The organism is Micromonospora sp. LOL_021, from assembly GCF_048060215.1.
In the GTDB taxonomy this organism is placed as follows: domain Bacteria; phylum Actinomycetota; class Actinomycetes; order Mycobacteriales; family Micromonosporaceae; genus Micromonospora_E.
Genome location: NZ_JBHMIN010000026.1, coordinates 55,888 through 79,639 on the forward strand (window position 1 = coordinate 55,888; position 23,752 = coordinate 79,639).

A 23,752-nucleotide genomic window follows, 5' to 3' on the forward strand; every position below is an offset into this window, starting at 1 on the left:
TCATGGAGTCCTACTACGAGTACCGGCACCTGGTGGGTTTCGAGGAAACCAACCTGGTGGGCAACGTCTACTACGTCAACTATCTGCGCTGGCAGGGCCGGTGCCGGGAGATGTTCCTGCGGGACCGCGCGCCGGAGGTGCTGGCCGACATCCGGGACGATCTCAAGCTGTTCACCCTCAAGTGCGAGTGTGAGTTCTTCGCCGAGATCAGCGCCTTCGACGAGCTGTCGATCCGGATGCGGTTGGAGGACCTGACCCAGACCCAGATCGGCTTCGCGTTCGACTACGTCCGGCTGCGCGACGGTTTCGAGGAGCTGGTCGCCCGCGGCCGGCAGCGGATCGCGTGCATGCGCGGGCCGAACACCGACACCCGCCCGGCCCGGGTGCCGGACCCGCTGCGGATCGCGCTGTCGCACTACGCCGTCACCGGCGGCAACGGTAACGGCAACGGGCAGCGCCGGGTGCTCGAAGACGTCAGGGAGGGCTGACCGTGGCTACCGACAAGCAGACCGTGCCGGGCGTCGTGCCGGCCGGTTCCAACGGTACGGGCACGGGTGACCACGCCGAGCTGCGCACCGTGATGGGCATGTTCGCCACCGGCGTCACCCTGGTGACGTCCGGAACCGACCTGCCGCACGGGATGACCGCGAACGCGTTCACCTCGGTGTCGCTGGAGCCGGCGTTGGTGCTGGTGTGCGTCAAGCGCACCGCGGTGCTGCACGCGACGGTCCTGGCCCAGGGCACCTTCGCGGTGTCGATCCTGGGCGCCGACCAGGAAGGGCTGGCCCGCTACTTCGCCAGCTCGTCGCGGCCGCGCGACGAGCGGGAGTTCGAGACGGTCGACCACTGGGCGGGGCGGCACACCGGCGCCCCGATCATCTCCGGCAGCCTGGCCTGGGTGGAGTGCAAGCTGGCCGCCGTCTACGACGGCGGCGACCACTCCATCTTCCTCGGCTCGGTGCTGGGCACCGGCCGCGGTGACGGCCGCGACGCGCTGCTGTTCCACGGTGGCCGGTTCGTCGAGGTCGCCGGCCGAGGCTGACCCGACCCGCCACCTGACCGGGCGGTCCCGCGCACAGCGGGACCGCCCGGTCCTTCGTGGCAGCCCGGTCCTTCGTGGTGCAGGGGCCGGACACGACGCAGCCGGCGCTCGCAGGTGCGAGCGCCGGCTGCGTCAGGTGGGCCGACCGGTCAGGCCTCGTGGACCCGCATCGGCAGGCCGCCCCGGACCCGCAGGGTCAGCATCGGTTCGGGGACCAGGCGGTAGCCGGGCTGCACCGACATCCGCAGCCGACGCGCCACGCAGGCGATCACGAACACCGCCTCCATCAGCCCCAGGTTGTTGCCGACGCAGAAGCGCGGACCGGCACCGAACGGGATGTACGCGTACCGGGGCCGGTCGGTGCTGCGGTCGGGGTCGAACCGGTCCGGGTCGAACCGGTCCGGATGCGCCCAGAACTCCGGATGCCGGTGCAGGGTGTACGGGCAGAGCACCAGGTCAGCGCCGGCCGGCACGTGGTAGCCGCCGACCACGTCGTCGCCCTGGGCGATCCGGGGCAGCAGCCAGACCGGTGGGTAGAGCCGCATCACCTCGTCGACGACCATCGCGGTGTACCGCAGCCGGTGCAGGTCCTCGTAGACCGGTGTCCGGTCGCCGAGCACCTCGACCGCTTCGGCGTGCACCCGCTCCCAGACGTCGTGGTGCCGGTCGAGCAGATGGAACGCCCAGGTCAAGGTGCTGGCGGTGGTCTCGTGGCCGGCCAGCAGCAGGGTCACCAGTTCGTCGCGCATCCGCTGCCGGGCGACCTGCGGATCGGTTTCCTCGCTGGTCGATCCGATCAGTCGGGACACCACGTCGTCGCGTTCGGCGATGCCGCCGGCCGCCCGCCGTCGGGCGACCAGCTGGTCGACGACGTCCTGCAGCTCGGCGCGGGCCCGACGGAACCGCCGTTGCCGGGGCAACGGCACCCAGGTCGGCACCGCGCCCAGCGACATCATCTCGAAGATGGCCTGGTCCTGGACGGCTTCGAACGCGTCGCCGATGCCGCCGAACTCACCCAGGTCGGTGTCGAGCAGCGTCCGGCCCAGCACCCCGAGGGTCAGGTCGGTCATCTCGTGGCGGATGTCGACCGGTTCGTCGCGGCCGACCATGGTGTGCAGCCGGTCGGCCAGCCCGACCGCCTCCTCGGCGATCGCGCCGGCCTGCCGGGCGATGCGCCGGGCCTGGAACACCGGCTGGATCGTCCTGCGCTGCTTGCGCCACAGCTCGCCCTCGCTGGTCAGCAGGCCGTCACCGAGGGTGCGGCGGGCGTGGACCAGCCCGATCCCCTTGTGGTAGTTGCCCGGGTTCTCGGCGAGCACGTGCTTGGCGTGGTCGGGGTGGTTGAAGAAGTACAGGGTCTTCGGCCCCAGTGGCAGCCGGACGGCGTCGCCGTAGCGGGCCGACACCGACCGCATAACGTCCAGCCGGTTACGGGCCATCCGGGCCAGCAGGGCCGGCGCCGACCAGGGTGACGGCCCGGGGGGACGCAGCCGGCTGGGCTGGTCGGCGAGCGCCGTCACGGCTGCGCCCCGACGTCGGCGCGGAACCGTGCAGCGATCGCACACCGCCAGATCTCGTACGCCGGCAGGTCGGGCTCCGCGGTGACCGGCGGGATCTCCTCATCGGTGATCCGGGCCGCCTCGACCGCGCCGGTGCGGCAGAACACCTCGGTGGCCAGCTCGGTGTGCGGCATCAGCAGCCCGGCACGGACCCGGGCCTGGGCCGCGAACGCGCTGGCCTGGGCGACGAACGGGGCATGGTCGCCGGAGCGGCGCAGGAACAGGGCAAGTTCCTCCTCGGTGGCGCCACCGGCGTACGTCGCGGCCAGGCCGGCACCGCTGTACAGGTCCTGGTGCCGGGCGACCGGGAACGTGTCGATCAGGTCCGCGGCGCGCGTCGGGTCGGAGCCGGCGACGAACCAGATGGCCCGGCCGATGCCCTGGTCGACGACGCGGTCGGCGTACCACGTCGGGCCTTCCGTCGGCCATGGGAAGCCGCGCACCGCCCGCCGGTTGACGACGTACTCGGTGGTGTGGAAGTACGCCTGGTGGAAGCCGTACCCGTCGAGCACCAGCCAGCGCAGCAACGGGTCGGTGGCGGCGGCGCTGGCCCGGCCCCAGAGGAACCGGGGCAGCCGGGCCATCGCCCAGCCGATGCCGACGTACGCCATGTAGACGTGCCGGTCGCCGGTCCCGGTGAGGAACTCGGCGCTGCGCCGGGGTTTGCCCGGGGTGATCGCGTCGACCAGAGCGAAGCCCATCGCCGCGCCCTCGTAGGCGAACCCCTGGAAGCGGGTCGGCAGCGGAGCGAGGTCGGTGTCGACGTCGGTGACCCGCCGGGCGCCGGCGGCCGAGGAGAGCCCGGCGAGGAACGCGGCACCGACGGATTCCAGGACCTCAACTGCTTCCGGCCCTTTGTCGTGGAAGCCGCGAACGGATACCCGGGTCTGCGAAATGTCAGGGGTCAGGACCCGTTGCCGGAGTCCTCGGATGATTCCGGTCACCTATCGCTCCCATTCATCCAGATCAGACAAGCATCATCATTGATCGTGCCGGTGCGGCAGTATGGCCGCCACTTCCCGATTGCCCTGTGACCTGCAGCTAAGTAGCACCAACAACGGCACGATGAGAGAAGACCACCGTCGCTGACCGGGGCACGATCGGACCGGACCGACACCAACGAAATTGTCGTACGACACACCGAGTGACGACCTGTACTGGCACTCCACGCCGGTACGGGAGATTTGTATTGCTTAGGCGCCGCTATCGGCCCGGTTGGCGCACGATATCCGGCCGTGGCGCATGGTGGATTCAGAAATGGAGGAGACCGATGTTGGTCCTGGTCACCGGCGGCACCGGATTCGTCGGCGCGCACACGGTCGCGGCCACCCTCGCCGCCGGCCACCGGGTCCGGATGCTGGCCCGCGACCCCGCCGGGGTGGCCCGGGCGACGGCGCCGCTGGGAGTGCCCGACACGGCGGTCGACGTGGTGGTCGGTGACGTCACCGACCCGGCGGCGGTCGACCGGGCGGTCCGGGGCACCGACGCGGTGGTGCACGCCGCCTCGGTCTACTCGTTCGACAGCCGGCGGCACGCCGCGACCCGGCGGACCAACGTACGCGGAACCGAGCTGGTGCTGGCCGCGGCGCGTGACCATGGGGTGGGCCGTACGGTGTATGTGTCCACGGTGGGCGCGCTGCTGCCGGCGGCCGGCTCGCCGGTCGGTTCGCGCGCTACGCTCGGCCCGAGTTCGCTGCTCGGCCCGCGTTCGCCGGTCGGCACCGCCAGCGAGACCTACCTGGCCAGCAAGGCGGCGGCGGAACGGATCGCCCGCCGGCACCAGGAGCAGGGCGCGCCGGTGGTGATCAGTTACCCGCCGGCGCTACTCGGTCCGGACGACCCGAAGATCGGCGACCAGACCGCCCGGCTGCGGTACGTGCTGCGCGGCGTGATGCCGGTCTGGCCGACCGGCGGTTTCCCGGCCGGCGACGTCCGCGACACCGCCGCCCTGCACGCGGCGCTGCTCACCGCGCCGAGCGACGGCCTGGACCGGCACTTCGGGCCGGGTCGGTACGTCAGCACCCGCGACTACGTCGCCACCGTCCGCGCGGTGACCGGGCGACGGTTGCCGACGGTGTTCCTGCCGGCCCGGGCGATGTTGCCGTTCGCCCGGCTCACCGACCTGGTGCAGCGGGTCTGGCCGTGGCACATCCCGGCCGAGTACGGCGCCTGCTACGTCTGCGCCTGTGCGGCGCACCCGCCGCAGGACGCGCCGTTGATCGGGCCGCCCGCCCGCCCGTTCGACCGGACGGTCGCCGACACGGTGCGCTGGCTGCACCGGACCGGGCTGCTCTCCGCCGGGCAGGCCGGACGGGCGTCGACCGACCCGGCCGGACAGCCACTGCCCGACCGACAGTGATCCGCCGTGGCGACACGGCCGTACCAGGGAGGCAAGCATGTCCGAAAGCGACTCCGCCCGCACCGAGTCCGGTGCCTCGGGCGCCGGGCCGGCTGCGGCTGGACCGACTCCGATCGGGCCGGCTGCGGCCGGGTACCGGCAGGTCCGCCGCAACGTGACCGCGCTGCTCACCGCCGGTGCACCGGACCTGGCCGCGGCCGTACCCGGCTGCCCGGACTGGAGCATCGCAGACCTGGCCAGCCATCTGGTCCAGGTCTGCGCCCGGGTGCATGAGCGGATCGCCTCGGGTGCGGCGGCGGCGGAAGGCACTGGCGGCGGACCGGCGCCGGCCGGCATCCAGTTCTCGCTGCTGCCGGCGGACCGCGCGACCGCTCCGCTACCGGCTGGCGGGATCGGCGAGCTTCTCGACGACTGGACGCGGTTGAGCGGGCCGGTCGAGCAGTTCCTCGGCGAGCCGTTCTCGGTCCGACGGGGCATTCTCGTGATGGACGCGTTCACTCACGAACTGGATCTGCGCCGAGCGCTCGGGATGGATCCGCCGCCGTCGGAGCACCCGGCGCTGCCAGTGGCGATGGGCATCCTGGCGAAAGGGCTTTCGCTGTCGACCCGCAGCCGTGGCCTGCCGGCCCTGCGGGTGGATACCGACCTCGGCCAGTGGCCGATCGGCGAGGGCGCGCCCGCGGCCACCGTCACCGGCTCGTGGTACGACGTCTACCAGGCGATGTCCGGCCGGCTGACCGAGGAACGGATCCGCGCGCTGCGCTGGAGCGCGGACCCGGCACCGTGGCTCGCGGCGTTCACCTGGGGACCGTTCGTCGTCCCCGTCCGCTGACGTCACCGACCGGCGTCTCGGGCGCAGCGGCCGTTGCCTCGCCCGGTGAGCGCAGTGTCCCCTCGTCGGGGTCGACGTACCCGGTTGAGCCTGATGCCGCAGGTGCATCTTGATGCACCTGCGGCATCACGTCTCCGGAAGCACCTACGGAAGACGTCGCTGACCGACATCGCTTGGTCGCCCGGCCGGCAGCATGTGCCGCCGGCCGGGCAACCGCAGGCCCTCGGGTCATGATCGGATCGCGCCGACCACCCGGGTCCGACCGGCGACGCGCCGTTCGTCACGGCTACGGGACCGACGGCCACGAGAACCGGTCACGTGCCCGTCGAGCTCGGGCAGTGCGATCAGGATGGGCAGGTCGAAGACGCCGGTGGCGTGCAGCTCCAGGTCGACGGTGAGATCGGTGCCGACCGTCACCGACAGCGGCTCGTGCGCGCCGACCGCGAGCGGACGTCGGGTCGACGGGCGGGCGGTGATGTCGTCCAGCGCGATCGCGGCTGCCCTCAGGTACCATTCGCCTTCCGGGACGTCGGTGAGCAGGTAGTCGCCGGACGCCTCGAGGATGTCGCAGGCGGCGGGCAGCCCCTGCACGATCGGGCTGTCGAACACTCCGACGTAGACCTTGACTGGGACGTCGATCGGCGGCAGCACGACCTTTCCGCTGATCGTGGCAGCTCGCCGGCTGCCGGCCGACCGGGGCTGGGACAGCCGTGGGATGCCGTGCTCGGCGAGCCACCGGTAGCGTGCCGGCGAGATGCCGACGCTGCGGGTGAACCGGCTGATGAAGGTGCCCAGACTGTTGTAGCCGACGGCGTAGGCGATGTCGGTGACGCTCATGTCGGTCTCCAGCAGCAGGTGTTTCGCCTTGTACAGCCGGATCGCTGTCAGGAAGCGGCCGGGCGACGTGCCCGTCTTGGACCGAAACAATCTGGAAAAGTAAAAACGACTCAGAAAGGCAGAATCGGCCATAGCGTCGAGTGAGAGTGGCTCGTGGTAGCGGTCCCACATGATGGCAATAGCCCGTTCGACGGCGTTAGGCACTGCGGATCAACTCCATTCGGCTGTAGACGACGAGGTCGCCTCTCGAACAGTGCGCTCGCGCGCTGGTCACCCACTACGAATTCCGGAAGCATCGACACAAACCTGTCTCCCCAGTTCAGACGCACCACCGTGCCGCCACCACCCTGACCGCGGGTGACGGCAGTGATGCACTGAGGGTAATCACCAACACGCCGCTTGGCTGCGCGACGGCTCACGGGAGGCAGGAAGTGTCGAACAACGCTCCACCATCTAGGCCCTGACCGGTCTGGATGACTTAAGACCCTACCATGAATCGAGGACAATAAGTGCGGCCAAATTTCGATGTTCTTGCTCTATCAATGGCCGAGCGTCGATCACCATCCGTAGCGGCTACTCGCATTACTGGGCGATGCCCTTTCTGTCCGAACGGAATGTCGCCTACCCCCGCATCGGGAGCAAATTGCCCACCCGGCGGGCCGCCGCCATCGCCGCCCATGAGGAGAGTTCGACCAACGTACGGTCGCTGGTGCCGACCTGTCGGCAGCGCTCGATGACGGCAGGGTCCACCTGGTAGGAGGCGAAGGCGACCAGCAGCGCCAACCGGGCCAAGGGCCGCTGGCCGGCGGGCAACGGAGCGATCAGCTCCTCGACCCAGACCCGGCTGATCCCGCGCGGCCCGCCGTGCCACCGGGCAAGGTTGTCCGACACCAGGGCGCGGATGTTCGCCGGCAGCGCGCGGGCGCCGGCGTCGTCGATCGCGGCGCAGGCCCGCGCGTACGCCTGGGCGACGGTGTCGTTGCCAGCCGCCCAGGACAGGTCGGCGGGCAGGTCGGCGGCGGGCAGCAGGCCGAGGGCGGCCCCGGGTACGTGCGCCTGACGGGCGGCCCCGGCCATCTGCCGACCGAGCACCCACAGCACCGGCGGCAGCGTGAACTCCGGCACCCCGGGCGGTAGCGGTACGTCACGGAGGAACACGTTCACCATCCTGTTGAGGTAGTGCAACAGCACCGCCACACCGGCCAGGTCGGCGAACTGCTCGGCCGGAAACTGGGGATCGACCGGCCTGCCCGGATGGTCCACCGACATCACCCATTCGACGAAGACGTCCAGTTCCGGGGCGTTCGTCGCGGGCTGGTCGCGCCGGCCCGGACCGAGCACGGTGAGCGCACTGTTGTGGATCATGGCGCAGTACGGGCAGGCGTTGCCGGCCGAGACGGCGGTGGCCACCGCCTCCTTGGCGGCCCGGGACGCCAGCCCGGGGACGATCAACGTCTCGCGCAGCACCAGCCACGCCGCGGCGAGCATCTCGGGCGCCGCAGCGTGCAGGGCCACCGGCGGCGCGAGCACCCCGAAGTCGTCTTCCATCTGTCGGTACACCTGAGATACGAGACCACTCGCCCTTCCTCGCCGCACTGCGGAGACGTAGCGAATCTGAGTCAGCCCCAGGCCGCTCAGCACCGGACGCATCAGACTTCCCGGCATCATGACCTCATCCGTTCCAATTGATTGGTGACAGGCTATCGGTTGATACTGCCACGTAGCCAGAGCTATCGGAGATCCCGCCCTCCTTTCGCCGGTCTTCAAAATGGTGCACCGACTAGGCAATCTGGGAGAGCACGACCCCCTGCCGTACGTGCCATCATGAGGCGACCAAAATGCCTGTCGACCGTTGCCACAGGCGCTGCCTGCTCCGCCGTGCGCCACCGTCGCGGCTGGCACGGCAGGTGTCGTCCCCGGTTCGGGTCTGATGTGGAGAGTTGACGCACGGGCAGACCCGGCACCCGCTCACCCACTGAGGAGAACACTCAATGGAAACGACGACAAAGCAGCCGGGAATCCGGGTCCCGCTGATTGACGAGGAGCACGCCGAAGGCCGCACCGCCGAACTCTACGAGCAGATCAAGGCAGTCACCGGGCTGCCGTTCGTGCCGGACATGTTCCGGCTCACCTCGACCAATCCCCGGCTGCTCGAGGTGGTTGTCGCCGGCTACGGGGGCATCTTCAAGGGCGACACCCTGCCCCGCGACCTGAAAGAGCTCATCTCGGCCTGGACGTCCAAGCTGAACGGCTGCCCGTACTGCGTGGGCACGCACAGCTGGTTCCTCAGCGAGTTCGGTGGCAGCGAGGAGCTGGTCGAGGCCGTCTCGACCGCCTCGACCGCCGAGGAGCTGCCGGTCGACGAGCGAACCCGACCGCTGATGAAGCTGGTCGAGAAGGTCAGCACCGGCGCGTACAAGATCACCGACGCCGACTGGGAACGGGCCGCCGCCGCCGGTTGGAGCGACGCCGAGATGCTCGAGGCGGTCTTCTGCGCCAGCCTGTTCGCCTTCATCAACCGGCTGGTCGACGCGACCGGGTTGGGTACCTCGACCGACCGCAGCCGGATCGCCCGGCAGGGCGACGAGTGACCTCCGGTCGGAAGGGAGTCCGGTCGTGACACGATCCCGCGCGATCCTGCTGACCGGTGCCTCGTCGGGCACCGGCATGTCGTCCGGCTCGGGCCGGGCGGCCGCGCTGCGCCTGCACCGGGCCGGCTGGCCGGTCTACGCCACCGGCCGCAACATCGACGCGCTGGCCGATCTGGCCGCCGAGGGCATCACCGTGATGCATCTCGACGTCACCGACGAGGAGTCGATGGCCGCCGCGGTCAAGCGGATCACCGACGAGCACGGCGCGGTCGGTACGCTGATCAACAACGCGGCGTACAGCCTCAACGGCACCATCGGGGAGACTCCGATGGACGAGGTGCGGGCCCAGTTCGAGACGAACGTCTTCGGTCTGTGCCGGCTCACCCAGATGGTCCTGCCCGGAATGCGGGAGCAGGGCGGCGGCCGGGTGGTGCTGATGTCGTCGATCTTCGGGCTGTTCGCGACGCCGGGTCGGGGCTACTACCAGGCCACCAAGCACGCGTTGGAGGCGATCGGCGACTCGCTGCGGCACGAGGTGGCCCGGTTCGACATCAAGGTGGTGCTGATCGAGCCGTCGCCGATCCTCGGCGGCTTCGTCCCGGACAGCGTCGCCGACCTCGGCATGCAGTCGCACGGCAACCCGGCGCTGTACAAGGACTTCTGGGACTACTTCGTACAGTGGCACCAGGCATACCGGCTCAGCGACAACCCGCCGCTACGCGGCAAGATGGCGGTCCGCGCCGAGCATGTGGCCAAGGTCATCGAGACCGCGGTCACCCACCCCAACCCGCGTGTCCGGTACCGGCTCGGGATACCCGCCCGGCTGCTGACCCGGATGCGGGCGACGATCGGCGACCGCAACTGGGACCGGTTCGTCCGCGCGTTCTTCCCCATCCCCTGACCGTGTTCCACGGTTGATCGGCGCCGGCGGTCCGAACCGTCGGCGCCGATCAGTCGGTCCGGCACGACGACCGCCGGCGTACCCCGTCCCGCTGTCTGATTCGTCAGTCAGGATCGCGGTAGCGCAGTGACGTCGGCCGGCCGTCGCGGGGCCGCAGCCACAGCAGCGCGATCACCACGAACAGCACCAGCCCGTCGATGACCAGCAGGGCCGCGCTGAATCCGTCGATCTGGTGGGCGTGTTCGGACACCGCGTCGGCGCGGGCCTCGCGGGTTGCGGCGTCCAGCGCGGCCGGCGGCACGCCGGTGCCCACGCTGAACCGGTAGACGTCCGTCAGGTCCGAACCGTCGGGAAACGTCACGTGGTACGCGACGGTGTAGTCACCGTCGGCACCGATCTGCACCGGCTGGTGCACCCGGTCCGGGGCGACCTGCCGGTAGTCGCCGTCGGTGACCTCGTCGCCGGCGCCGTCGAACACCTCGACGTGAGACAGTTCCGGCTGCACGGTGTCGGTGAAGGACAGCGTCACGCCGGTCGGCGCGACGCTGAGCGCCGCGTCGACCGGCGGGTCCGCCAGGAGCAGCCTGCCGTCGTCGGCCCGGGCGCTGCCGGGAGTGGCCAACAGCACCACGGCCACCGCCGCGACGACGCCGGCCAGCCCGAAAGCGCCGGCTGGTACGCCTGGGCGCGGGTCAGGCCGCATGGGGGGCGAGCGGTCGGACTTCCGACCGGTGGCCGGCACAGCTGCAGCTCATCTGCTCCCGCTCCCGATCGTTCGGGCGCAGGTGCAGGTACATCGCGACCACCATCGGGATGAAGACCACCGAGTTGTAGAACAGGTGCAGCTCGACACGGGGCACGATCAGCTGCACCACGCTGGTCACCACCGGCTGGCCGAAGAAGATGGTGCCGGTCTGCGCCTGGATCAGCAGCAGCAGATGTTCGATGTGGTGCCAGAACTGGATGGCCAGTGCGATGGTCCACCAGGTCCGGGCCCGTCCGGTGAACCCGGGGCGGAGCAGGAACAGGAAGACGAGCATCACGATGGCGTACCCGTAGTGCAGCCACTCGGAGCTGACCAGCCAGGGGAACCACTGGCCGAGCACGCCCCGGGCCTGCGGCCGGGGGCTGCCGAGCACCCAGATCTGGTACGCCTGGACCAGGTGTTCGGCCCAGTGCGCGAGGACGACGACGAGGAAACCGTTCAGGGCCAGCTTGTGGTGTGCGCCGTTGAGCCGGGCCACCAGGCCGGGGGAACTGGAGGAAGCGGGATGGGGGGCGGGATGGGCAGCGGAATGGGCCATTTTGCATACCTTCCGTGAGCCAGGCATGACATCCTGTCGCGAAGCTAGCTGGCAACATGACGTCGTGGATAGTGGAAATTGCCTAGTTGGGCATGTTCAGCCGGCGATCCAGTTGGCGTGGAAGCCGCTGGGCACCCGTACCGGCAGGTGCACCACGGCCACCGGCTCACCGGTGAAGTCGGCGGCGTCGAGCACCACCAGGCTGCTGCGGTCGACCCGGGCGTCGTACACATAGGTGAGCAGCCAGCCGTCATCCTCTGCGCCGACCGGGCCACGCGGCACGAAGACGGCCTCCCCCGCCTCCCGGTACGGCCCGAAGTCGTGCACCGCCACGTCCCGGCGGTCCAGATCGTGCCGCAGCAGCGCCGAGCCGCCCAGCGTGCCGGTACCGTCCTGCATCGCCACCGTGTAGACGTACCGGTGAGGGGTCGTCTTGCGCCGGTCGTCGATGCGCGGGAACTCCTGCGGGATGTCGTCGAGCTGTTCGGCCGCCACGGACCCGCTGGCCAGGTCGAGGGTCCAGCGCCACAGCGTCGGGGCGCACTCACCGGGTGCCCGGCGGTCCCGGTCGAAGACCCGCTCGTGCCGTACGACGTCGACCACGCACCGGTCGGCGGTCTCGTAGGCGTTCACCGGGTGGAAGACGTAACACGGATCGATCTCGAACCAGCGCACGTCCGGCCCGGCGGCGGCCCGGGGGAGCAGGCCGACCCGGGCCGACCGATCGGCGGACCAGGCGTACGGAAACCGGGAGCCGGCGTGGGCCAGGGCCGGGTCGAAGGCGACCGGCAGGTCGAACAGCACGGTGTGCCGGTCGGTCAGGGCAACCGAGTGCATCAGCGGGGTTCCGGCCACCTCGATCCGGGTGCTGCGCCGTACCCGGCCGTCCGCGCCGACGATCAGGTGTTCGACGTAGGGCAGATCGTGGTAGTAGGCGACGCCGAACAGCTCCCCGGTGACCGGGTCGGTCTCGGCGTGCGCGGTGAAGCCGTGCGGCAGGGTCGCGTCGAAGTCCGTCCGGGCCACCGAGTCGAGCTCGCCGTCGAGCTCGATCGGCAGGACGCCGGCTTCGCCGAGCGCGAGGGTACGGCCGGCGTGCCGGATCACGTTGGCGTTGGCGTTGTCACTCAGCCCGTGCCGGGGGCCGGGGATGGCCAGCTCACCGCGGGTACGGGCGACGCTGTCGCTGCGTACCCACCGGTTGCGGTACCACAGCGCCCGACCGTGCCGCAGTCGCACACCGTGCACCATGCCGTCGCCGACCAGCGGGTGGGCCCGCGGGTCGGATCGGGTCGGGTTGGGGCCGATCCGGACCAGGCAGCCGTCGAGCTCGGCGGGCAACCGACCGCTGACGACCAGGTCGGTGCCGGTCGTCTCGTGAGCGACGGGGCGCCGGTTGTCCCGGCGGACGGTCGCGGGGGTCAGGGGTGAGTGGGTGACGACGCTCATCGGGGCCTCCACCGGCCGTACGTTTGCCATCGAGGTCGGTGTCGACGACCTGGACGGCGTCGTTACGCACCAACGTTACGTTTCGCGGTTACGTAACAACGTTATGTCTCGACGGTACGCCGGGCGTGAGATCATGTCAATGTGAGTCCGCGCCGGGTCGATCCGCAGCTGGCCGCCGCCCTGCTCGAAGCAGCCGCGCGGCTACTGGCCGAAGGCGGCACGGCGGCGCTGACCACCCGCCGGCTGGCAGCCGAGGTCGGCACGTCGACCACCGTCGTCTACACCTACTACGGCGGGATGGACAACCTGGTCCGGGCGATGGTGCACGAGGGCTTCGCCCGGCTGCACCGGCGGATGGCGACCGTACGGGCCACCAACGACGCTGTGGCCGACGTGATGGCACTCGGGTACGCGTACCGCGCCAACGCCCTCGACCACCCGCAGCTCTACCTGGTCATGTTCGGCAGCTCGGCGCTCGGCGGGTTCGCCCTCGGCGAGGGGGACCGCCAGCACGGCCGGTACACCCTGGAGCCGCTGGTCGACGCCGTGTCCCGGGCCACCGAGCAGGGCCGGTTCCGGCCAGCCGACCCGCTGCTCGTCGGGCAGACCATGTGGATCGCGCTACACGGCCTGGTCGCCCTCGAACTCGGCGGCTACCTGATCGACCCGTACGACGCCGACCTGTGCTTCGAGACCCAGTTGCGCTCGCTGATGGTGGGCGCTGGCGACAAGCACGAAGCCACCATGATCTCGCTGGCCCGGGCCCGCCGCCGCCGACCGCCGCGGCCGGCGGCGGCGGCACCGCTCAGCCAGAAAAGCAGCGCCCTGAGCAATACCGGAGAAGTAACACCCTGAGCAACGGCGGAGAAGCACCGCGAATTGGCAAATGTGATGCTCATCGGGGGACGTGAAGGTCCCTGCGATGGATGCGCATCCAGTCCTGCGAAAAACGCCCAGGATCGCCAACTCGACACTGCCGAAGGACGCCGCTGATGAACGAATTCGATTATCTGGTGGTCGGAGCCGGGTCCGCCGGAGCCGCACTCGCCGCCCGACTGAGCGAAGACCCGCAGCGCAGGGTGCTGCTGCTGGAGGCGGGTCCGGACTACGCCACCGTCGACGAGACACCGGACGAGATCCTCGACGGCAGCGCCATGTCGATGTCTACGTACGACTGGCACTTCAAGGCCGAAATCACCGACCGTCGGCGCATCATCTTCCCGCGCGGGAAACTGACCGGCGGATCGTCTGCGGTCGGCGCGACCATCGCCCTGCGTGGCACGCCGAACAACTTCGACGAATGGGCGTCGATGGGCAATCCGGCGTGGGCCTGGAACGAGGTCCTGCCGTACTACAAGCGACTCGAAAACGACCTGGACTTCGACAACGAGTTCCACGGTCGGGGCGGTCCGATCCCGATCCGCCGGTGGCGGCCCGACGAGCTGGCCCCGGTGCAGCACGTCTTCCACGAAGCCGCCCTCAAGGCCGGCTTCCCCGACGTGGAGGACCACAACCACCCCGAGGCCACCGGGGTCGGTCCCATCCCGTCGAACCGCAACGACACCCGTACCCGGTTCTCCACCGCGATGGGCTACCTGGGCACGGCCCGCGGCCGGGCGAACCTGACCATCTACTCCGGGGCGCAGGTCAACCGGGTGCTGTTCACCGGGACCCGGGCGCACGGGGTGGAGGTCACCAACCCGGCCGGCGGCACCGAGGAGATCCACGCCCGCAACGTCGTGCTGGCCGCCGGGGCGGTCAACTCGCCGGCCATCCTGATGCGCTCGGGCATCGGTCCGGCCAGCGATCTGCGCCGGCTCGGCATCGACGTGCTGCTCGACCGTCCCGGGGTCGGCGGCACCCTGATCGACCACCCGCGCACCGGCGCGTTCATGGTGCCGAAGGAAGGCACGTTCGACCCGCAGGACGCCTTCCTGCAGACCATGGTGCGCACCACCGCACCGGGCTCGGACGAGTTCAACGACCTGCAGTACTACATGATCAATCACTTCGATCTGACGCTCTTCCCCGAGCTGCAGATGCTCGCCGCGGCGAAGACGATCTTCGGGGTGATGGTGGTGCACCAGCGGCCACAGTCGAGGGGACGCCTGGTGCTCGCCTCGGCCGACCCGACGTCACCGCCGGACATCGACCTGAACTTCCTCGCCACCGAGCAGGACATCAAGATCCTGGTCGACGCGGTCCGCACCTGCTGGCAGCTGATGCAGACCCCGGGCATCGTCGACCGCGGCGACCGGTTCGTCGTCCTCGGCGAGGAGATGGTCTCCGACGACGACATCCTCGGCCACTACGTCCGGCTCAGCCTGGACAGCGGCTACCACCCGGTCGGCACCACCCGGATGGGCACCGCCGACGACGCCGACGCGGTCGTCGACGAACGGCTGCGGGTGCACGGCACGGAGAACCTGTACGTGGGCGACGCCTCGGTCATGCCGTCGATCGTCAACTGCAACACCAACCTGACCTCGATCATGATCGGTGAGCGGCTCGCGGACTGGCTGCAGGCCTCCTGACCGCCGGCAACGACCGGGGTGACACGACATGCCCCGCGGGTAGCACGCTACCCGCGGGGCATCACCGTCGGTCCGGGGTCAGGACAGTTTCTTCAGCCCGGCCCCGGTGAGCTCGTAGCCCGGCTCGACCGCCGCGGCGTCCGCCCGGACCAGGTCCAGCAGCGCGGCACCCGCGATCTGCGGGGTCAGCGGCGGCCCGATCCGGTTGACGAACTCTTCGGTCGACTTGCCGGCGCGGGCCGCATACGCCCGTACGGCGGGCAGGCCCACCCCGGTCATCGGCGCGAACCTCGGCAGCACGGTGGTGAAGGTGATGTCCAGACCGGCCCGCTTCGCCTCATCCTGGGCGTAGCCGGTGATGTAGCGCTGAGCCGCCTTGGCACCGGCGTAGCCGCCGCTGAGCGGCGATCCGCCGAGCACGGCACCGCTGCTGATCACGATCACCCGGCTGCCCGGACGCAGCGGCTTGAGCAGCACCTCGCGCAGCCAGTGGAAGGTGATCCGCACGTCGGTCTCCCAGTTGACCGAGAACGTCTCCCAGGTCTGCTCCTGCAGCGGGCGCATGTGCGGGGTGGCCCCGGCGACCAGGATCACGGCCTCCGGCTCGTACTGGTCGATCAGGGTGGCCGGGACGGTGGCTGCACCGGCGTCGGCGATCTCCGGCTGGATCGATCCGGCGCCGTTGGCCGGCGCCGGGAAGTCCATCGCGGTACGGGCCACCGCGATCACCGGCGCACCGGCGTCGGCGAAGGCGGTGGCGACCCCGTGGCCCAGGCCCCGGCTCGCCCCGACCACGATCGTGGTCCGGCCCGACATGTCACTCATGGTTCCTCCACTGTGCTGGGATGATGGGGTGGCTGCTGGATGGCTCCCCCGGCCGGCTGGCGGGACGGCCGGGACAGGCCTACGGCTCCGGCTTCTGGCGAATCTGTGGATTCGCCAGAAGCCGGAGCCGTCCCGCCCGGATCAGGGCTACTTCTGGAACCTGGTGCCGTTCCACCAGTTGGTGCCCGGCACCGCCGCGTTCTCCGCGTCGTACCGGTCCTTGTGACGCCACCAGTCCCACGGGTGCTCGAGCTCGTCCTCGCGCCGGCCGAGGTGGGTGATGTCCAGGTAGTTGTAGAAGTTCTTGAAGATCTCACCGCCCCGATCGAAGATCGAGTAGGTGAAGTAGACGTCGTCGCCGTCGCGGTAGAAGGCGCTGACGCCGGGCGACTCGCCCTGCTCGGTGGAGACCTCGTAGTCGTAGTTGAAGTCGCTGCCGAACGACGAGTACCAGGGGATCTCCCAGCCCATCCGGGCCTTGAACGCCTGGAAATCGGCCAGCGGAGCCCGCGAGATCATCACGAAGGTGGTGTCCCGGGCCCACATGTGCGACAGCTCGCCGACGCTGTCGGCCTGCATCGAGCAGCCGATGCAGCCCTCCTTGTCGCCCGGGGCGTACATGAAGTGCCGCACGACGAGCTGGCGGCGCCCCTCGAACAGGTCGAGCAGCGTCAGCGTGCCGTTCGGCCCCTCGAAGAGGTACTCCTTCTCCACCTTGACCATCGGGAGATTGCGGCGCTCTTCCGCGATCATGTCCCGCGCCTTGGTGACTTCCTTCTCCTTCTCCAGCAACGCTGTGCGAGCCGCCAGCCATTCTTCTCTGGAGACAACTTGCGGAGGGTTCATCAGATCTCCTCAGAACTTCGGCCGGAACCATCCATGGCCAGAATGACAGGAAACTGGTCGCCGGAACTTCTCCCCGCTTGCCCGGCACCGACTACGAGCTGAACGTCCGCTCCTTCAGCCGACGCCGCTCGATCTTGCCCACGGGGGTACGGGGAATCTGCTCGATGAACTCGATCTGCCGGACCTTCTTGTACGGCGCCACCCGGTCGGCGACGAACGTCATGAGCTCCTGCTCGGTGGTCGGCTCCTTCGCGACCACGAAGGCCTTCGGGATCTCGCTGGCCTCCTCGTCCGGCACACCGATCACCGCGGCGTCGGCCACCTTCGGGTGGGTCATCAGGACCGCTTCGAGCTCGACCGGGGAGACCTGCTGTCCCTTGTACTTGATGAGTTCCTTGATCCGGTCGACCAGGAACAGCTCGCCGTCGTCGTCGAGGTAGCCGAGGTCACCGGTGTGCAGGAACCCGTCCGGCCGGAGCATCTTGCTGGTCACCTCGGCGGCGTTGAGGTACCCCTTCATCACGTGCGGCCCCCGGATCAGGATCTCGCCCCGCTGGTGCGCACCGAGCTGCGCACCGGTGGTCACGTCGACGATCCGGCACTCGACGTTGGGCGCAGTGCGGCCCACCGACGCGGGCACCAACGGCTCCTCGAGCTGCATGAACGACGTCATCGCCTCGGTGAGGCCGTACCCCTGGGCGATGTGGCAGCCGAGACGTTCCCGGCAGAGCCGGGCGATCTCGGGGTCGAGCGCGGCGCCGCCGGAGACGATCGACCGGACCGACGACAGGTCGTACCGGTCCGGCAGCGGGCTCCGGGCCAGCAGCACGGCGAGCGTGGGGACGATGTAGAGGCGGGTGATCCGGTGGTCGTGGATCGCCTTGACGTACCCCTCCGGGTCGAACCGCGGCATCGTCACGATCGTCGCGCCCTGCAACAGGCTGGCGCTCATCACCATGATGAGACCGAACGCGTGGTGGAACGGCGGCATGGCGAGCACCTTCTCGTCCGCGCCGAGCGGCGTGACCGTCCTGGTCTGCAGCACGGTCGCGACGATGTTGCGGTGCGTCAGCATCACCCCCTTGGGACGTCCGGTGCTGCCGCTGGAGTGCAGCAGCGCGGCGACGTCGCTCGCCGGGTCGATGGCCACCTCCGGCGGCGGGTCGTCGCTGAGCAGCTCGGACAGCGGCGTCGCGCCCTCCGCCTCGCCCATCACCACGATCTCCTCGACCTTGGTACGGGCGGCCAGCGCCGCCGCCTTGGGCACCTCGGACGGTACGGTCACCAGCAGCTTCGCGCCGGCGTCGGTGAGGTGGCCGACCAGGTCGTCGGGCGTGTCGATCGGGTTGAGCACGACGACCGTGCCACCGGCCAGCGACGCGGCGAGCACCACGATCGGGTACTCCGGCACGTTCGGCGCGAGCATCGCCAGCACATCGCCCCGGCGCAAGCCGCGGGCGTGCAGCCCGGCGGCCAGCCGGCGGACCATCGAGGCCAGTTGGCGGTACGTGTAGCCGTCGCCGCCGGCCACGTCGACCAGTGCCGTACGGTCGCCGTACTGCTCGGCGCGCTGCAGCACGAACGCCGGCAGCGACAGGTCCGGGATGTCGACGGTCGTCGGCGTCGGGGTGGTGGTGGTCATGACTTCGCTTCCGCGCGGCTGTAGGTGCTCAGCCCCGGCTGGTAGGCGCGCTTCTCGAACTGCTTCAGCGCGACGTTGACCCACTCGTTGCCGCTGAGCCGGGACAGCTCCCAGAGCTTGGCCTGGTCGTAGTCGATGGCGGTCGGCAGGTCCATGGTGGTGGTGCGCTCGTAGACCTGCTTGGCCAGTTCCAGGGTGATCGGGTTCTTCTTGGCGATCTTCCGCACGATCCGGTCGGTCTCGGCGTCCAGCTGGTCGGCCGGCACCGCCTTGTTGACCAGGCCGTACTCCTGCGCCTGCTGGCCGGTCATGGTGTCGCCGGTCAGGATGTAGTAGAGCGCCTGCTTGCGGGGCAGGTTGTGGGTGGCCGCCCAGGTGGCACCGCCGGCCGGGAAGATCCCGAAGTTGATCTCCGACAGGCCGAACAGCGCGGTCTCCGACGTCACCGCCAGGTCACAGAGGCCGGTGACCAGCAGGCCGCCGCCGAACGCGAACCCGTTGACCTTGGCGATGGTCACCGCCGGGAACGCCTTGAGCCGCTTGAACCAGTTCAGCGCGACCAGGTTGGTCCGGTAGAACAGCTGCGGGTCGTCGAACGGCTGCAGGAAGCACTCCTCGAGGTCCATCCCAGCGCTGAAGCTGTCGCCGACGCCGGTCACCACGACCGCCTTGACGTTGCCGGCCGCCTCGATCGTGTCGAGGGCCTGGTTCATGTCCCGGTGCATCTGCGGGTTCATCGCGTTCTTCTTGGCCGGGCGGTTCATGTAGATGGTGGCCACCGGGCCGTCCATCTCGAGGTTCACAGTTTCCAGCACCATCATCTCGGTTCCCTCTTTCCGGTAGGGCAACGAAAAATGCGCGCACGTGACCTTGGCCGCTTGCTCGGCCGTACAAACCGGATTTGGATAGTGCAGCCTCCGGTAGGCCCGCCGCGCTACGAGCATCACAAGTACCGATCCGGCACGCTTCTTTGGTGTTGCCTTGCCCCGGTGGGCAGCGAAATCCGATACGGCATGATTCACCGCACCGCTTGCCGAATATTGCCCACAATCGCCGACCGGACGGCAGGGAACGGCATTCCGGGAGAGGACGCGCTGGAGCCTGGTCCGCAAGAATTCCGGGATGGTGGTCCGCAGCCCCCGGACCACCCGCAAGGTCGCGTGACCCGGTCCCGGCTACAGCCGGGACCGGGTCACGTGGTCAGTCGCGGACGTTCAGGTGCGTCAGGCGGTCACTTCTTGCGGGCCTTCGCGGTCGCCCGGGCGTTCGCCCTCTCGATTGCCTTGACCAGTTCGTCCTTGTTCATGTCCTGCGGGTGGTCGATGCCGACCTGGCGCGCCACGTCGTCAAGGTGGCTCTTGCTGGCGTTGGCGTCCACCCCCTGGGCGGTCTCGCGCGGCTGGCGCAGCGACCGCGGTGTCCCCTGGGCCGCCTGTGGATCGGACGGGCCCAAGTTGTCCTTCGGCTGCCAGTGGTCGCCGACCTTCTCGTGGCTGTGTTTCAACGAGGCGTACGCCGCACGGTGCGCCCGCGCCGGGTCGCCGTAGCTCTCCTCGGCCGATTCCAGGGTCTTCTTGTAGGTCCGTACGGCCTTGTCGTCGGAGCGGGCGATCGTGCTGGGCACGTCGTCGCGCATCTGCTCGGCCTGCTGGTGCTTGTCGGCCTTTTCCCGCTTGGCGGCCATCGTTCCTCCTCACGGACGTCGTCTGCGCCGGGGGCGGCACTGAGTTTCGCCGTACCACATCCCGTACCCACGACGCCGCAGGTCATGCCTGTCGTCCCGTCGCCGCGGCGTCGTCGCCGGTGCGGCGTCGCCGGCCCCACGGCCACCGGCCATCCAGCTCGACCTCCAGGGAGAAGCTGAGGAAGGTACGCACCGCGACGATCATGGCCAGCACGCCGACGCTCTGGAAGGTCGGCGAGATCGCCACGGTACGGATGATGTCCCCGGCGACGAGGAACTCCAGCCCGAGCAGGATCGCCCGGCCGATGTCCTGCCGGTACCGACGGTAGGTCGCCCGCATGTTCCGCTCACGGAACGCGCCACGCAGGTAGAGCACCGTACCGACGACCAGCCCGGTGAGGATGATCAGCACACCGAGGGCGTCGACCGTCGTACCGATGAACAGGACAGCTGTCTCGAAGTTCATCTCTGACCACGAAGTCCGTCTCGGTCGACGCCCGGTGCACGATCAGGATAAATCGCGCAATACGCGCACGAAGCGAGATTTCAAATTTGGCCCCTCAGCTGTCCTCGTTCCAGGCCTTCAGAAACGCCCGGCCCAGGTAGCCGGCGATCATCCAACTGCCGAGCGCGCTCAACACCCGGAAGTCGACCGCTCCGACGATCATGGCGATGGTCAGGCTGAGCACGGCGACCCCGACGACGAGCGTGATCAGCCCCAGCGCCCCGACCTTCAACTGCTGGCCACTGCTCAGGCTTCGGAACCGGGCGACCACCCCGCTGCCGGCGACGCCCGACCGGGGATGCCGCCCGGCCGGACCGGCGACGGTCTCCGGCTGCGGGATCTCCGCCGGGTCGCGGGCCGGCAGGTCGATCCGGGCCTGCGCCGGGACTGCAGCGTCGGCCAGATCAGCGGTGGCGCCCTCGTAGACCGTCGGCTCCAACTGCAGGCTGACGCCGTCGTCACCGATGAGCTGACGACCACCGTCCGGCCAGGCCAGCATCGCCGCGCAACGGTCGTAGCGCACCGATACCACCTGCCCGGACTGCCCGGACCCGGTGACGAGGCTGACCCCCTCCGCCCCGACGATCAGCCGTTGGCCGTCCAGCCCGCCCAGCCCTCGGTGGCTGGTGCCGGGAAGCAACCCCACCAGGCCCGGCTCGGCCCGGGTGAAACCGGCCCAGTCGGCACCCCGGCCGCGGGGCGTCATCAGCAACGACGACGCGTGCGCAGTGATCGCCACCGCATGCACCGACTCGACGGTGACCTCCTTCAACTGCCGGGTCAGGTCGTCGCTGGACCGCACCGGCCGGCCGGTGAGCAGGTTGAACGCGATCGACGGCAGCCGCGCGCCGTCCGCTTCCACGCTGGACAACGCGTCGGTGGCCTTACCAACGACAGCGGCGACGTCCGCTTCGTCGATCCGACCCACCCGGATCTTGGCCAGTACGTCGACGAAGCCACCGAGTACCGCGTCCTCCTTGCCGTTGGGGGCGTCCGCGAGGGCGGTGACCACCGCGTTGCCGTCACCTCGTGGCTCGTAGTCGGTGGCGGTCGTGTACGACAGGCCGTCCCGCTGCCGCAGCGCCCGAAACAGCTCCCGCTCGACGACACCGCTGAGCACCCGGGCGGCCGCCCCGGCGGGCACCACCGCGTCCATCGCGGTCGCCCGACCCGGCCCGTAGAAGAACGCCGGCGTACCCGCCAGCGCCGACGAGGCGGCAGGGGCCGGCATCCGGGTCCCGGACGGCAACTCCAGCCGCAGGTCCGGCGGCAACTCGGCACCCGCCAGCCAGAGGACCGCGTTCTCCCGGGTGAAGTACCGGGCCGCCCACTCCTGCAGGTCCTCGGCGGTGATCGCGGGCAATCCGAGCTCAGCATACGCACCCAGCCCGTAGTCACGCGCGCCGTAGCGCCACAGCGGCAACTGGTCGGTGGCGGCAGCCGGCCGGCCGGCCCACTCGGTGTCCAGGATCGCCTTCTCGGTGTCCAGGCGGTGCACCGGCAGTTCCCGCAACGACCTGCACACCCCGGTCAGAAAGATGGTGATGTCGTCGACGGAGCCCGACAGGTGAAAGTGGGTCACCACACTGCCGGTGGTGCCGTTGTAGTGGTAGTCGGCGGCGCCGAGCGGATGCAGTACGAGGTGTTCGAGCAGATGGGTGAGGCCACGCCGGGCCAGCGTCTCGTCGGCCTGGCCGACCCGGAACATCAGCCCGGCGTGCGTGGGCCCTCCGGTCGGGGCCAGCAGCGCCGGAATCCCGTTGACGTCGAGTTGCCGGATCATCGTGCCTCACCTGCTGCCTTCGTCGCGAGCTCACGGAACCGTCCGAACGCCGCCACCGGGTCCTTGAGGTACGCCCAGGCATCGGCAGCGACCAGGTTGCCGACCGCAGCGAAGTGCGGTGCGGCGGCGGCGTGATCGCCGATAACGCTGAAGATCATGGCGAAGGCGTTGTGCGCCTCCACCCACCCGTACGACTGCTCCGCGTCTGGATGCAGCACCGACCTGGCTGCGGCGTCCCGCAGCTCCTGACGCACCTGCGGGTCGGCGCAGTAGTCGCGCTGCGCCCGGCCTTCCAGCTCCAACCAGTGCTCGGTGTGGGCCTCGGCGACCAGCCTGCCGTTGAGCGCACCCGCTGGCGCGGCGGCAGCCGCCTCCCGGGCGAAGGCGTGCATCTGCTCGAACGAACCGCCCCACTTCGGACACAACTGCTGCAGTAGTTGCCGCTGCCCGGGGAGGTGGTGCGGGTCGGTCTCGGCGAGCCGGTCGTAGCGCCGACGCGCCTCGGACCGGCCCAGCTCCAGACCCCGGGCGGTGACGAGGCGGTACGTCCAGGCCGCGCAGTTGTCCGGGTGGTACGCGGTCGCGTCGATGAGCACCCGTTCGGCGTCGCGCAGAGTTCGGTGGAACTCCCGGAACTGGTCACGGCTGACATGCTCGGCGCGCAAACTGGTGCGGACCGCCCAGGCCTGCTTGATCAGACATGCGCCGAGCAGCGCGGCGGCGGGACCATCGGTCGGGTCAGCCTCGTGTCGGCGCCGGGCCACGTCATGTGCGGCGTCGACCGAGCTGGCGTACCAGATCAGTTCGGTGCCGACGCCGGACGGCCTGGTCGGTTCGGTGCCGACGCTGGGTGACTGGGCCGGTTCGCCGGGCGGCTGACCGGTGAACAGCCGCGACGCGGCCGCCCAGTCCGCCTGGTCGAGTGCGGCACGCAGCTCGACGAGCTCCGGGTAGCCGGTGGTGAGATCGGTGGTGAGGGTGAGCGGTGGTGCGGCAGGCATGCGGCGCATAGTAGATGGCTGCCGTCGACGGCGGGGACCCGGTTTCGCGTCGTAGGCC

At 69.8% G+C, this 23,752-nt stretch carries 23 protein-coding genes; 8 read left to right on the forward strand and 15 right to left on the reverse strand.

Annotated features, from left to right (window positions below; genetic code table 11):
- The first annotated feature begins 2 nt into the window (after window positions 1-2).
- Window positions 3-488 (forward strand): acyl-CoA thioesterase, encoded by a 486-nt coding sequence (locus ACFHWT_RS18015; RefSeq protein WP_281551612.1) that lies wholly within the window; start codon window positions 3-5, stop codon window positions 486-488.
- 92 nt (window positions 489-580) lie between these two features.
- Window positions 581-1,042: a flavin reductase family protein gene (locus tag ACFHWT_RS18020; protein ID WP_416595860.1), complete on the forward strand. Its 462-nt coding sequence runs from the start codon at window positions 581-583 to the stop codon at window positions 1,040-1,042.
- A 149-nt stretch (window positions 1,043-1,191) separates the two neighbouring features.
- Here the strand turns inward: ACFHWT_RS18020 and ACFHWT_RS18025 are convergent, their stop codons facing one another.
- Both ACFHWT_RS18025 and ACFHWT_RS18030 read right to left on the reverse strand, forming a co-directional pair.
- Window positions 1,192-2,562 carry a cytochrome P450 gene (locus ACFHWT_RS18025; RefSeq protein ID WP_416595828.1) on the reverse strand — a complete coding sequence of 457 codons (1,371 nt, stop codon included), beginning with the start codon at window positions 2,560-2,562 and terminating at the stop codon, window positions 1,192-1,194.
- A complete protein-coding gene (locus ACFHWT_RS18030) occupies window positions 2,559-3,545 on the reverse strand; it encodes a DUF1702 family protein (protein ID WP_416595829.1) in 987 nt (328 codons plus the stop codon). The genes ACFHWT_RS18025 and ACFHWT_RS18030 overlap by 4 nt, the downstream gene beginning before the upstream one ends.
- Before the next feature lie 326 nt (window positions 3,546-3,871).
- Between ACFHWT_RS18030 and ACFHWT_RS18035 the strand changes: the two genes are divergently transcribed.
- Both ACFHWT_RS18035 and ACFHWT_RS18040 read left to right on the forward strand, forming a co-directional pair.
- The gene (locus tag ACFHWT_RS18035) at window positions 3,872-4,960 is read left to right on the forward strand and encodes an NAD-dependent epimerase/dehydratase family protein (protein WP_416595830.1); all 1,089 of its coding nucleotides are present in this window, start codon (window positions 3,872-3,874) and stop codon (window positions 4,958-4,960) included.
- A 37-nt stretch (window positions 4,961-4,997) separates the two neighbouring features.
- Entirely contained in the window at window positions 4,998-5,792 is a 795-nt protein-coding gene (locus ACFHWT_RS18040; RefSeq protein WP_416595831.1) for a maleylpyruvate isomerase family mycothiol-dependent enzyme, read from the forward strand.
- 228 nt (window positions 5,793-6,020) lie between these two features.
- Here the strand turns inward: ACFHWT_RS18040 and ACFHWT_RS18045 are convergent, their stop codons facing one another.
- Window positions 6,021-6,800 carry a helix-turn-helix transcriptional regulator gene (locus ACFHWT_RS18045; protein WP_416595861.1) on the reverse strand — a complete coding sequence of 260 codons (780 nt, stop codon included), beginning with the start codon at window positions 6,798-6,800 and terminating at the stop codon, window positions 6,021-6,023.
- Between the two features lie 450 nt (window positions 6,801-7,250).
- Complete coding sequence (locus ACFHWT_RS18050; protein ID WP_416595832.1) at window positions 7,251-8,177, reverse strand: carboxymuconolactone decarboxylase family protein; 927 nt, start codon at window positions 8,175-8,177, stop codon at window positions 7,251-7,253.
- A 443-nt stretch (window positions 8,178-8,620) separates the two neighbouring features.
- Here ACFHWT_RS18050 and ACFHWT_RS18055 point away from each other — a divergent pair, with 443 nt between their 5' ends.
- Both ACFHWT_RS18055 and ACFHWT_RS18060 read left to right on the forward strand, forming a co-directional pair.
- A complete protein-coding gene (locus tag ACFHWT_RS18055; RefSeq protein WP_278174080.1) occupies window positions 8,621-9,220 on the forward strand; it encodes a carboxymuconolactone decarboxylase family protein in 600 nt (199 codons plus the stop codon).
- Between the two features lie 25 nt (window positions 9,221-9,245).
- Window positions 9,246-10,121: an SDR family NAD(P)-dependent oxidoreductase gene (locus tag ACFHWT_RS18060; protein ID WP_416595833.1), complete on the forward strand. Its 876-nt coding sequence runs from the start codon at window positions 9,246-9,248 to the stop codon at window positions 10,119-10,121.
- Window positions 10,122-10,224: 103 nt separating this feature from the next.
- Here the strand turns inward: ACFHWT_RS18060 and ACFHWT_RS18065 are convergent, their stop codons facing one another.
- From ACFHWT_RS18065 to ACFHWT_RS18075, 3 genes are all read right to left on the reverse strand, one after another.
- Entirely contained in the window at window positions 10,225-10,824 is a 600-nt protein-coding gene (locus ACFHWT_RS18065; protein ID WP_416595834.1) for a copper resistance CopC family protein, read from the reverse strand.
- Complete coding sequence (locus ACFHWT_RS18070) at window positions 10,814-11,425, reverse strand: hypothetical protein (RefSeq protein WP_416595835.1); 612 nt, start codon at window positions 11,423-11,425, stop codon at window positions 10,814-10,816. The genes ACFHWT_RS18065 and ACFHWT_RS18070 overlap by 11 nt, the downstream gene beginning before the upstream one ends.
- Before the next feature lie 96 nt (window positions 11,426-11,521).
- Window positions 11,522-12,874 carry a carotenoid oxygenase family protein gene (locus ACFHWT_RS18075; protein ID WP_416595836.1) on the reverse strand — a complete coding sequence of 451 codons (1,353 nt, stop codon included), beginning with the start codon at window positions 12,872-12,874 and terminating at the stop codon, window positions 11,522-11,524.
- A gap of 141 nt (window positions 12,875-13,015) precedes the next feature.
- On the opposite strand from ACFHWT_RS18075, the gene ACFHWT_RS18080 reads away from it, so the two are divergent.
- Complete coding sequence (locus ACFHWT_RS18080; protein WP_416595837.1) at window positions 13,016-13,729, forward strand: TetR-like C-terminal domain-containing protein; 714 nt, start codon at window positions 13,016-13,018, stop codon at window positions 13,727-13,729.
- A 137-nt stretch (window positions 13,730-13,866) separates the two neighbouring features.
- Window positions 13,867-15,408, forward strand: a complete 1,542-nt coding sequence (locus tag ACFHWT_RS18085) for a GMC family oxidoreductase (protein WP_416595838.1) — start codon at window positions 13,867-13,869, stop codon at window positions 15,406-15,408.
- 78 nt (window positions 15,409-15,486) lie between these two features.
- Here the strand turns inward: ACFHWT_RS18085 and ACFHWT_RS18090 are convergent, their stop codons facing one another.
- The 8 genes from ACFHWT_RS18090 to ACFHWT_RS18125 form a co-directional block, all read right to left on the reverse strand.
- A complete protein-coding gene (locus ACFHWT_RS18090) occupies window positions 15,487-16,233 on the reverse strand; it encodes an SDR family NAD(P)-dependent oxidoreductase (protein WP_416595839.1) in 747 nt (248 codons plus the stop codon).
- Window positions 16,234-16,380: 147 nt separating this feature from the next.
- A complete protein-coding gene (locus ACFHWT_RS18095) occupies window positions 16,381-17,079 on the reverse strand; it encodes a DUF899 domain-containing protein (protein WP_416595840.1) in 699 nt (232 codons plus the stop codon).
- Window positions 17,080-17,170: 91 nt separating this feature from the next.
- A complete protein-coding gene (locus ACFHWT_RS18100; RefSeq protein ID WP_416595841.1) occupies window positions 17,171-18,721 on the reverse strand; it encodes an AMP-binding protein in 1,551 nt (516 codons plus the stop codon).
- Window positions 18,718-19,524, reverse strand: coding sequence for a p-hydroxycinnamoyl CoA hydratase/lyase (locus tag ACFHWT_RS18105; protein WP_278174068.1), 807 nt, complete (start codon window positions 19,522-19,524; stop codon window positions 18,718-18,720). Before ACFHWT_RS18105 ends, ACFHWT_RS18100 begins: the two co-directional genes overlap by 4 nt.
- Before the next feature lie 428 nt (window positions 19,525-19,952).
- Window positions 19,953-20,405: a ChaB family protein gene (locus tag ACFHWT_RS18110; protein WP_416595842.1), complete on the reverse strand. Its 453-nt coding sequence runs from the start codon at window positions 20,403-20,405 to the stop codon at window positions 19,953-19,955.
- 82 nt (window positions 20,406-20,487) lie between these two features.
- Window positions 20,488-20,871 carry a DUF1622 domain-containing protein gene (locus tag ACFHWT_RS18115; protein ID WP_416595843.1) on the reverse strand — a complete coding sequence of 128 codons (384 nt, stop codon included), beginning with the start codon at window positions 20,869-20,871 and terminating at the stop codon, window positions 20,488-20,490.
- A gap of 94 nt (window positions 20,872-20,965) precedes the next feature.
- Window positions 20,966-22,693 (reverse strand): M16 family metallopeptidase, encoded by a 1,728-nt coding sequence (locus ACFHWT_RS18120; protein WP_416595844.1) that lies wholly within the window; start codon window positions 22,691-22,693, stop codon window positions 20,966-20,968.
- Window positions 22,690-23,694 (reverse strand): hypothetical protein, encoded by a 1,005-nt coding sequence (locus ACFHWT_RS18125; RefSeq protein WP_416595845.1) that lies wholly within the window; start codon window positions 23,692-23,694, stop codon window positions 22,690-22,692. Before ACFHWT_RS18125 ends, ACFHWT_RS18120 begins: the two co-directional genes overlap by 4 nt.
- Between the last annotated feature and the right edge of the window lie 58 nt (window positions 23,695-23,752).

Excerpts from the sequence above, each read along its gene's own strand:
- ACFHWT_RS18015 (WP_281551612.1), top strand. The coding sequence starts at position 3 with ATGGAGTCCTACTACGAGTACCGGCACCTGGTGGGTTTCGAGGAAACC.
- ACFHWT_RS18020 (WP_416595860.1), top strand. The coding sequence starts at position 581 with ATGGGCATGTTCGCCACCGGCGTCACCCTGGTGACGTCCGGAACCGAC.
- ACFHWT_RS18035 (WP_416595830.1), top strand. The coding sequence starts at position 3,872 with ATGTTGGTCCTGGTCACCGGCGGCACCGGATTCGTCGGCGCGCACACG.
- ACFHWT_RS18040 (WP_416595831.1), top strand. The coding sequence starts at position 4,998 with ATGTCCGAAAGCGACTCCGCCCGCACCGAGTCCGGTGCCTCGGGCGCC.
- ACFHWT_RS18045 (WP_416595861.1), bottom strand. The coding sequence starts at position 6,800 with ATGTGGGACCGCTACCACGAGCCACTCTCACTCGACGCTATGGCCGAT.
- ACFHWT_RS18050 (WP_416595832.1), bottom strand. The coding sequence starts at position 8,177 with ATGGAAGACGACTTCGGGGTGCTCGCGCCGCCGGTGGCCCTGCACGCT.
- ACFHWT_RS18055 (WP_278174080.1), top strand. The coding sequence starts at position 8,621 with ATGGAAACGACGACAAAGCAGCCGGGAATCCGGGTCCCGCTGATTGAC.
- ACFHWT_RS18065 (WP_416595834.1), bottom strand. The coding sequence starts at position 10,824 with ATGCGGCCTGACCCGCGCCCAGGCGTACCAGCCGGCGCTTTCGGGCTG.
- ACFHWT_RS18070 (WP_416595835.1), bottom strand. The coding sequence starts at position 11,425 with ATGGCCCATTCCGCTGCCCATCCCGCCCCCCATCCCGCTTCCTCCAGT.
- ACFHWT_RS18075 (WP_416595836.1), bottom strand. The coding sequence starts at position 12,874 with ATGAGCGTCGTCACCCACTCACCCCTGACCCCCGCGACCGTCCGCCGG.
- ACFHWT_RS18085 (WP_416595838.1), top strand. The coding sequence starts at position 13,867 with ATGAACGAATTCGATTATCTGGTGGTCGGAGCCGGGTCCGCCGGAGCC.
- ACFHWT_RS18090 (WP_416595839.1), bottom strand. The coding sequence starts at position 16,233 with ATGAGTGACATGTCGGGCCGGACCACGATCGTGGTCGGGGCGAGCCGG.
- ACFHWT_RS18095 (WP_416595840.1), bottom strand. The coding sequence starts at position 17,079 with ATGAACCCTCCGCAAGTTGTCTCCAGAGAAGAATGGCTGGCGGCTCGC.
- ACFHWT_RS18100 (WP_416595841.1), bottom strand. The coding sequence starts at position 18,721 with ATGACCACCACCACCCCGACGCCGACGACCGTCGACATCCCGGACCTG.
- ACFHWT_RS18110 (WP_416595842.1), bottom strand. The coding sequence starts at position 20,405 with ATGGCCGCCAAGCGGGAAAAGGCCGACAAGCACCAGCAGGCCGAGCAG.
- ACFHWT_RS18115 (WP_416595843.1), bottom strand. The coding sequence starts at position 20,871 with ATGAACTTCGAGACAGCTGTCCTGTTCATCGGTACGACGGTCGACGCC.
- ACFHWT_RS18120 (WP_416595844.1), bottom strand. The coding sequence starts at position 22,693 with ATGATCCGGCAACTCGACGTCAACGGGATTCCGGCGCTGCTGGCCCCG.
- ACFHWT_RS18125 (WP_416595845.1), bottom strand. The coding sequence starts at position 23,694 with ATGCCTGCCGCACCACCGCTCACCCTCACCACCGATCTCACCACCGGC.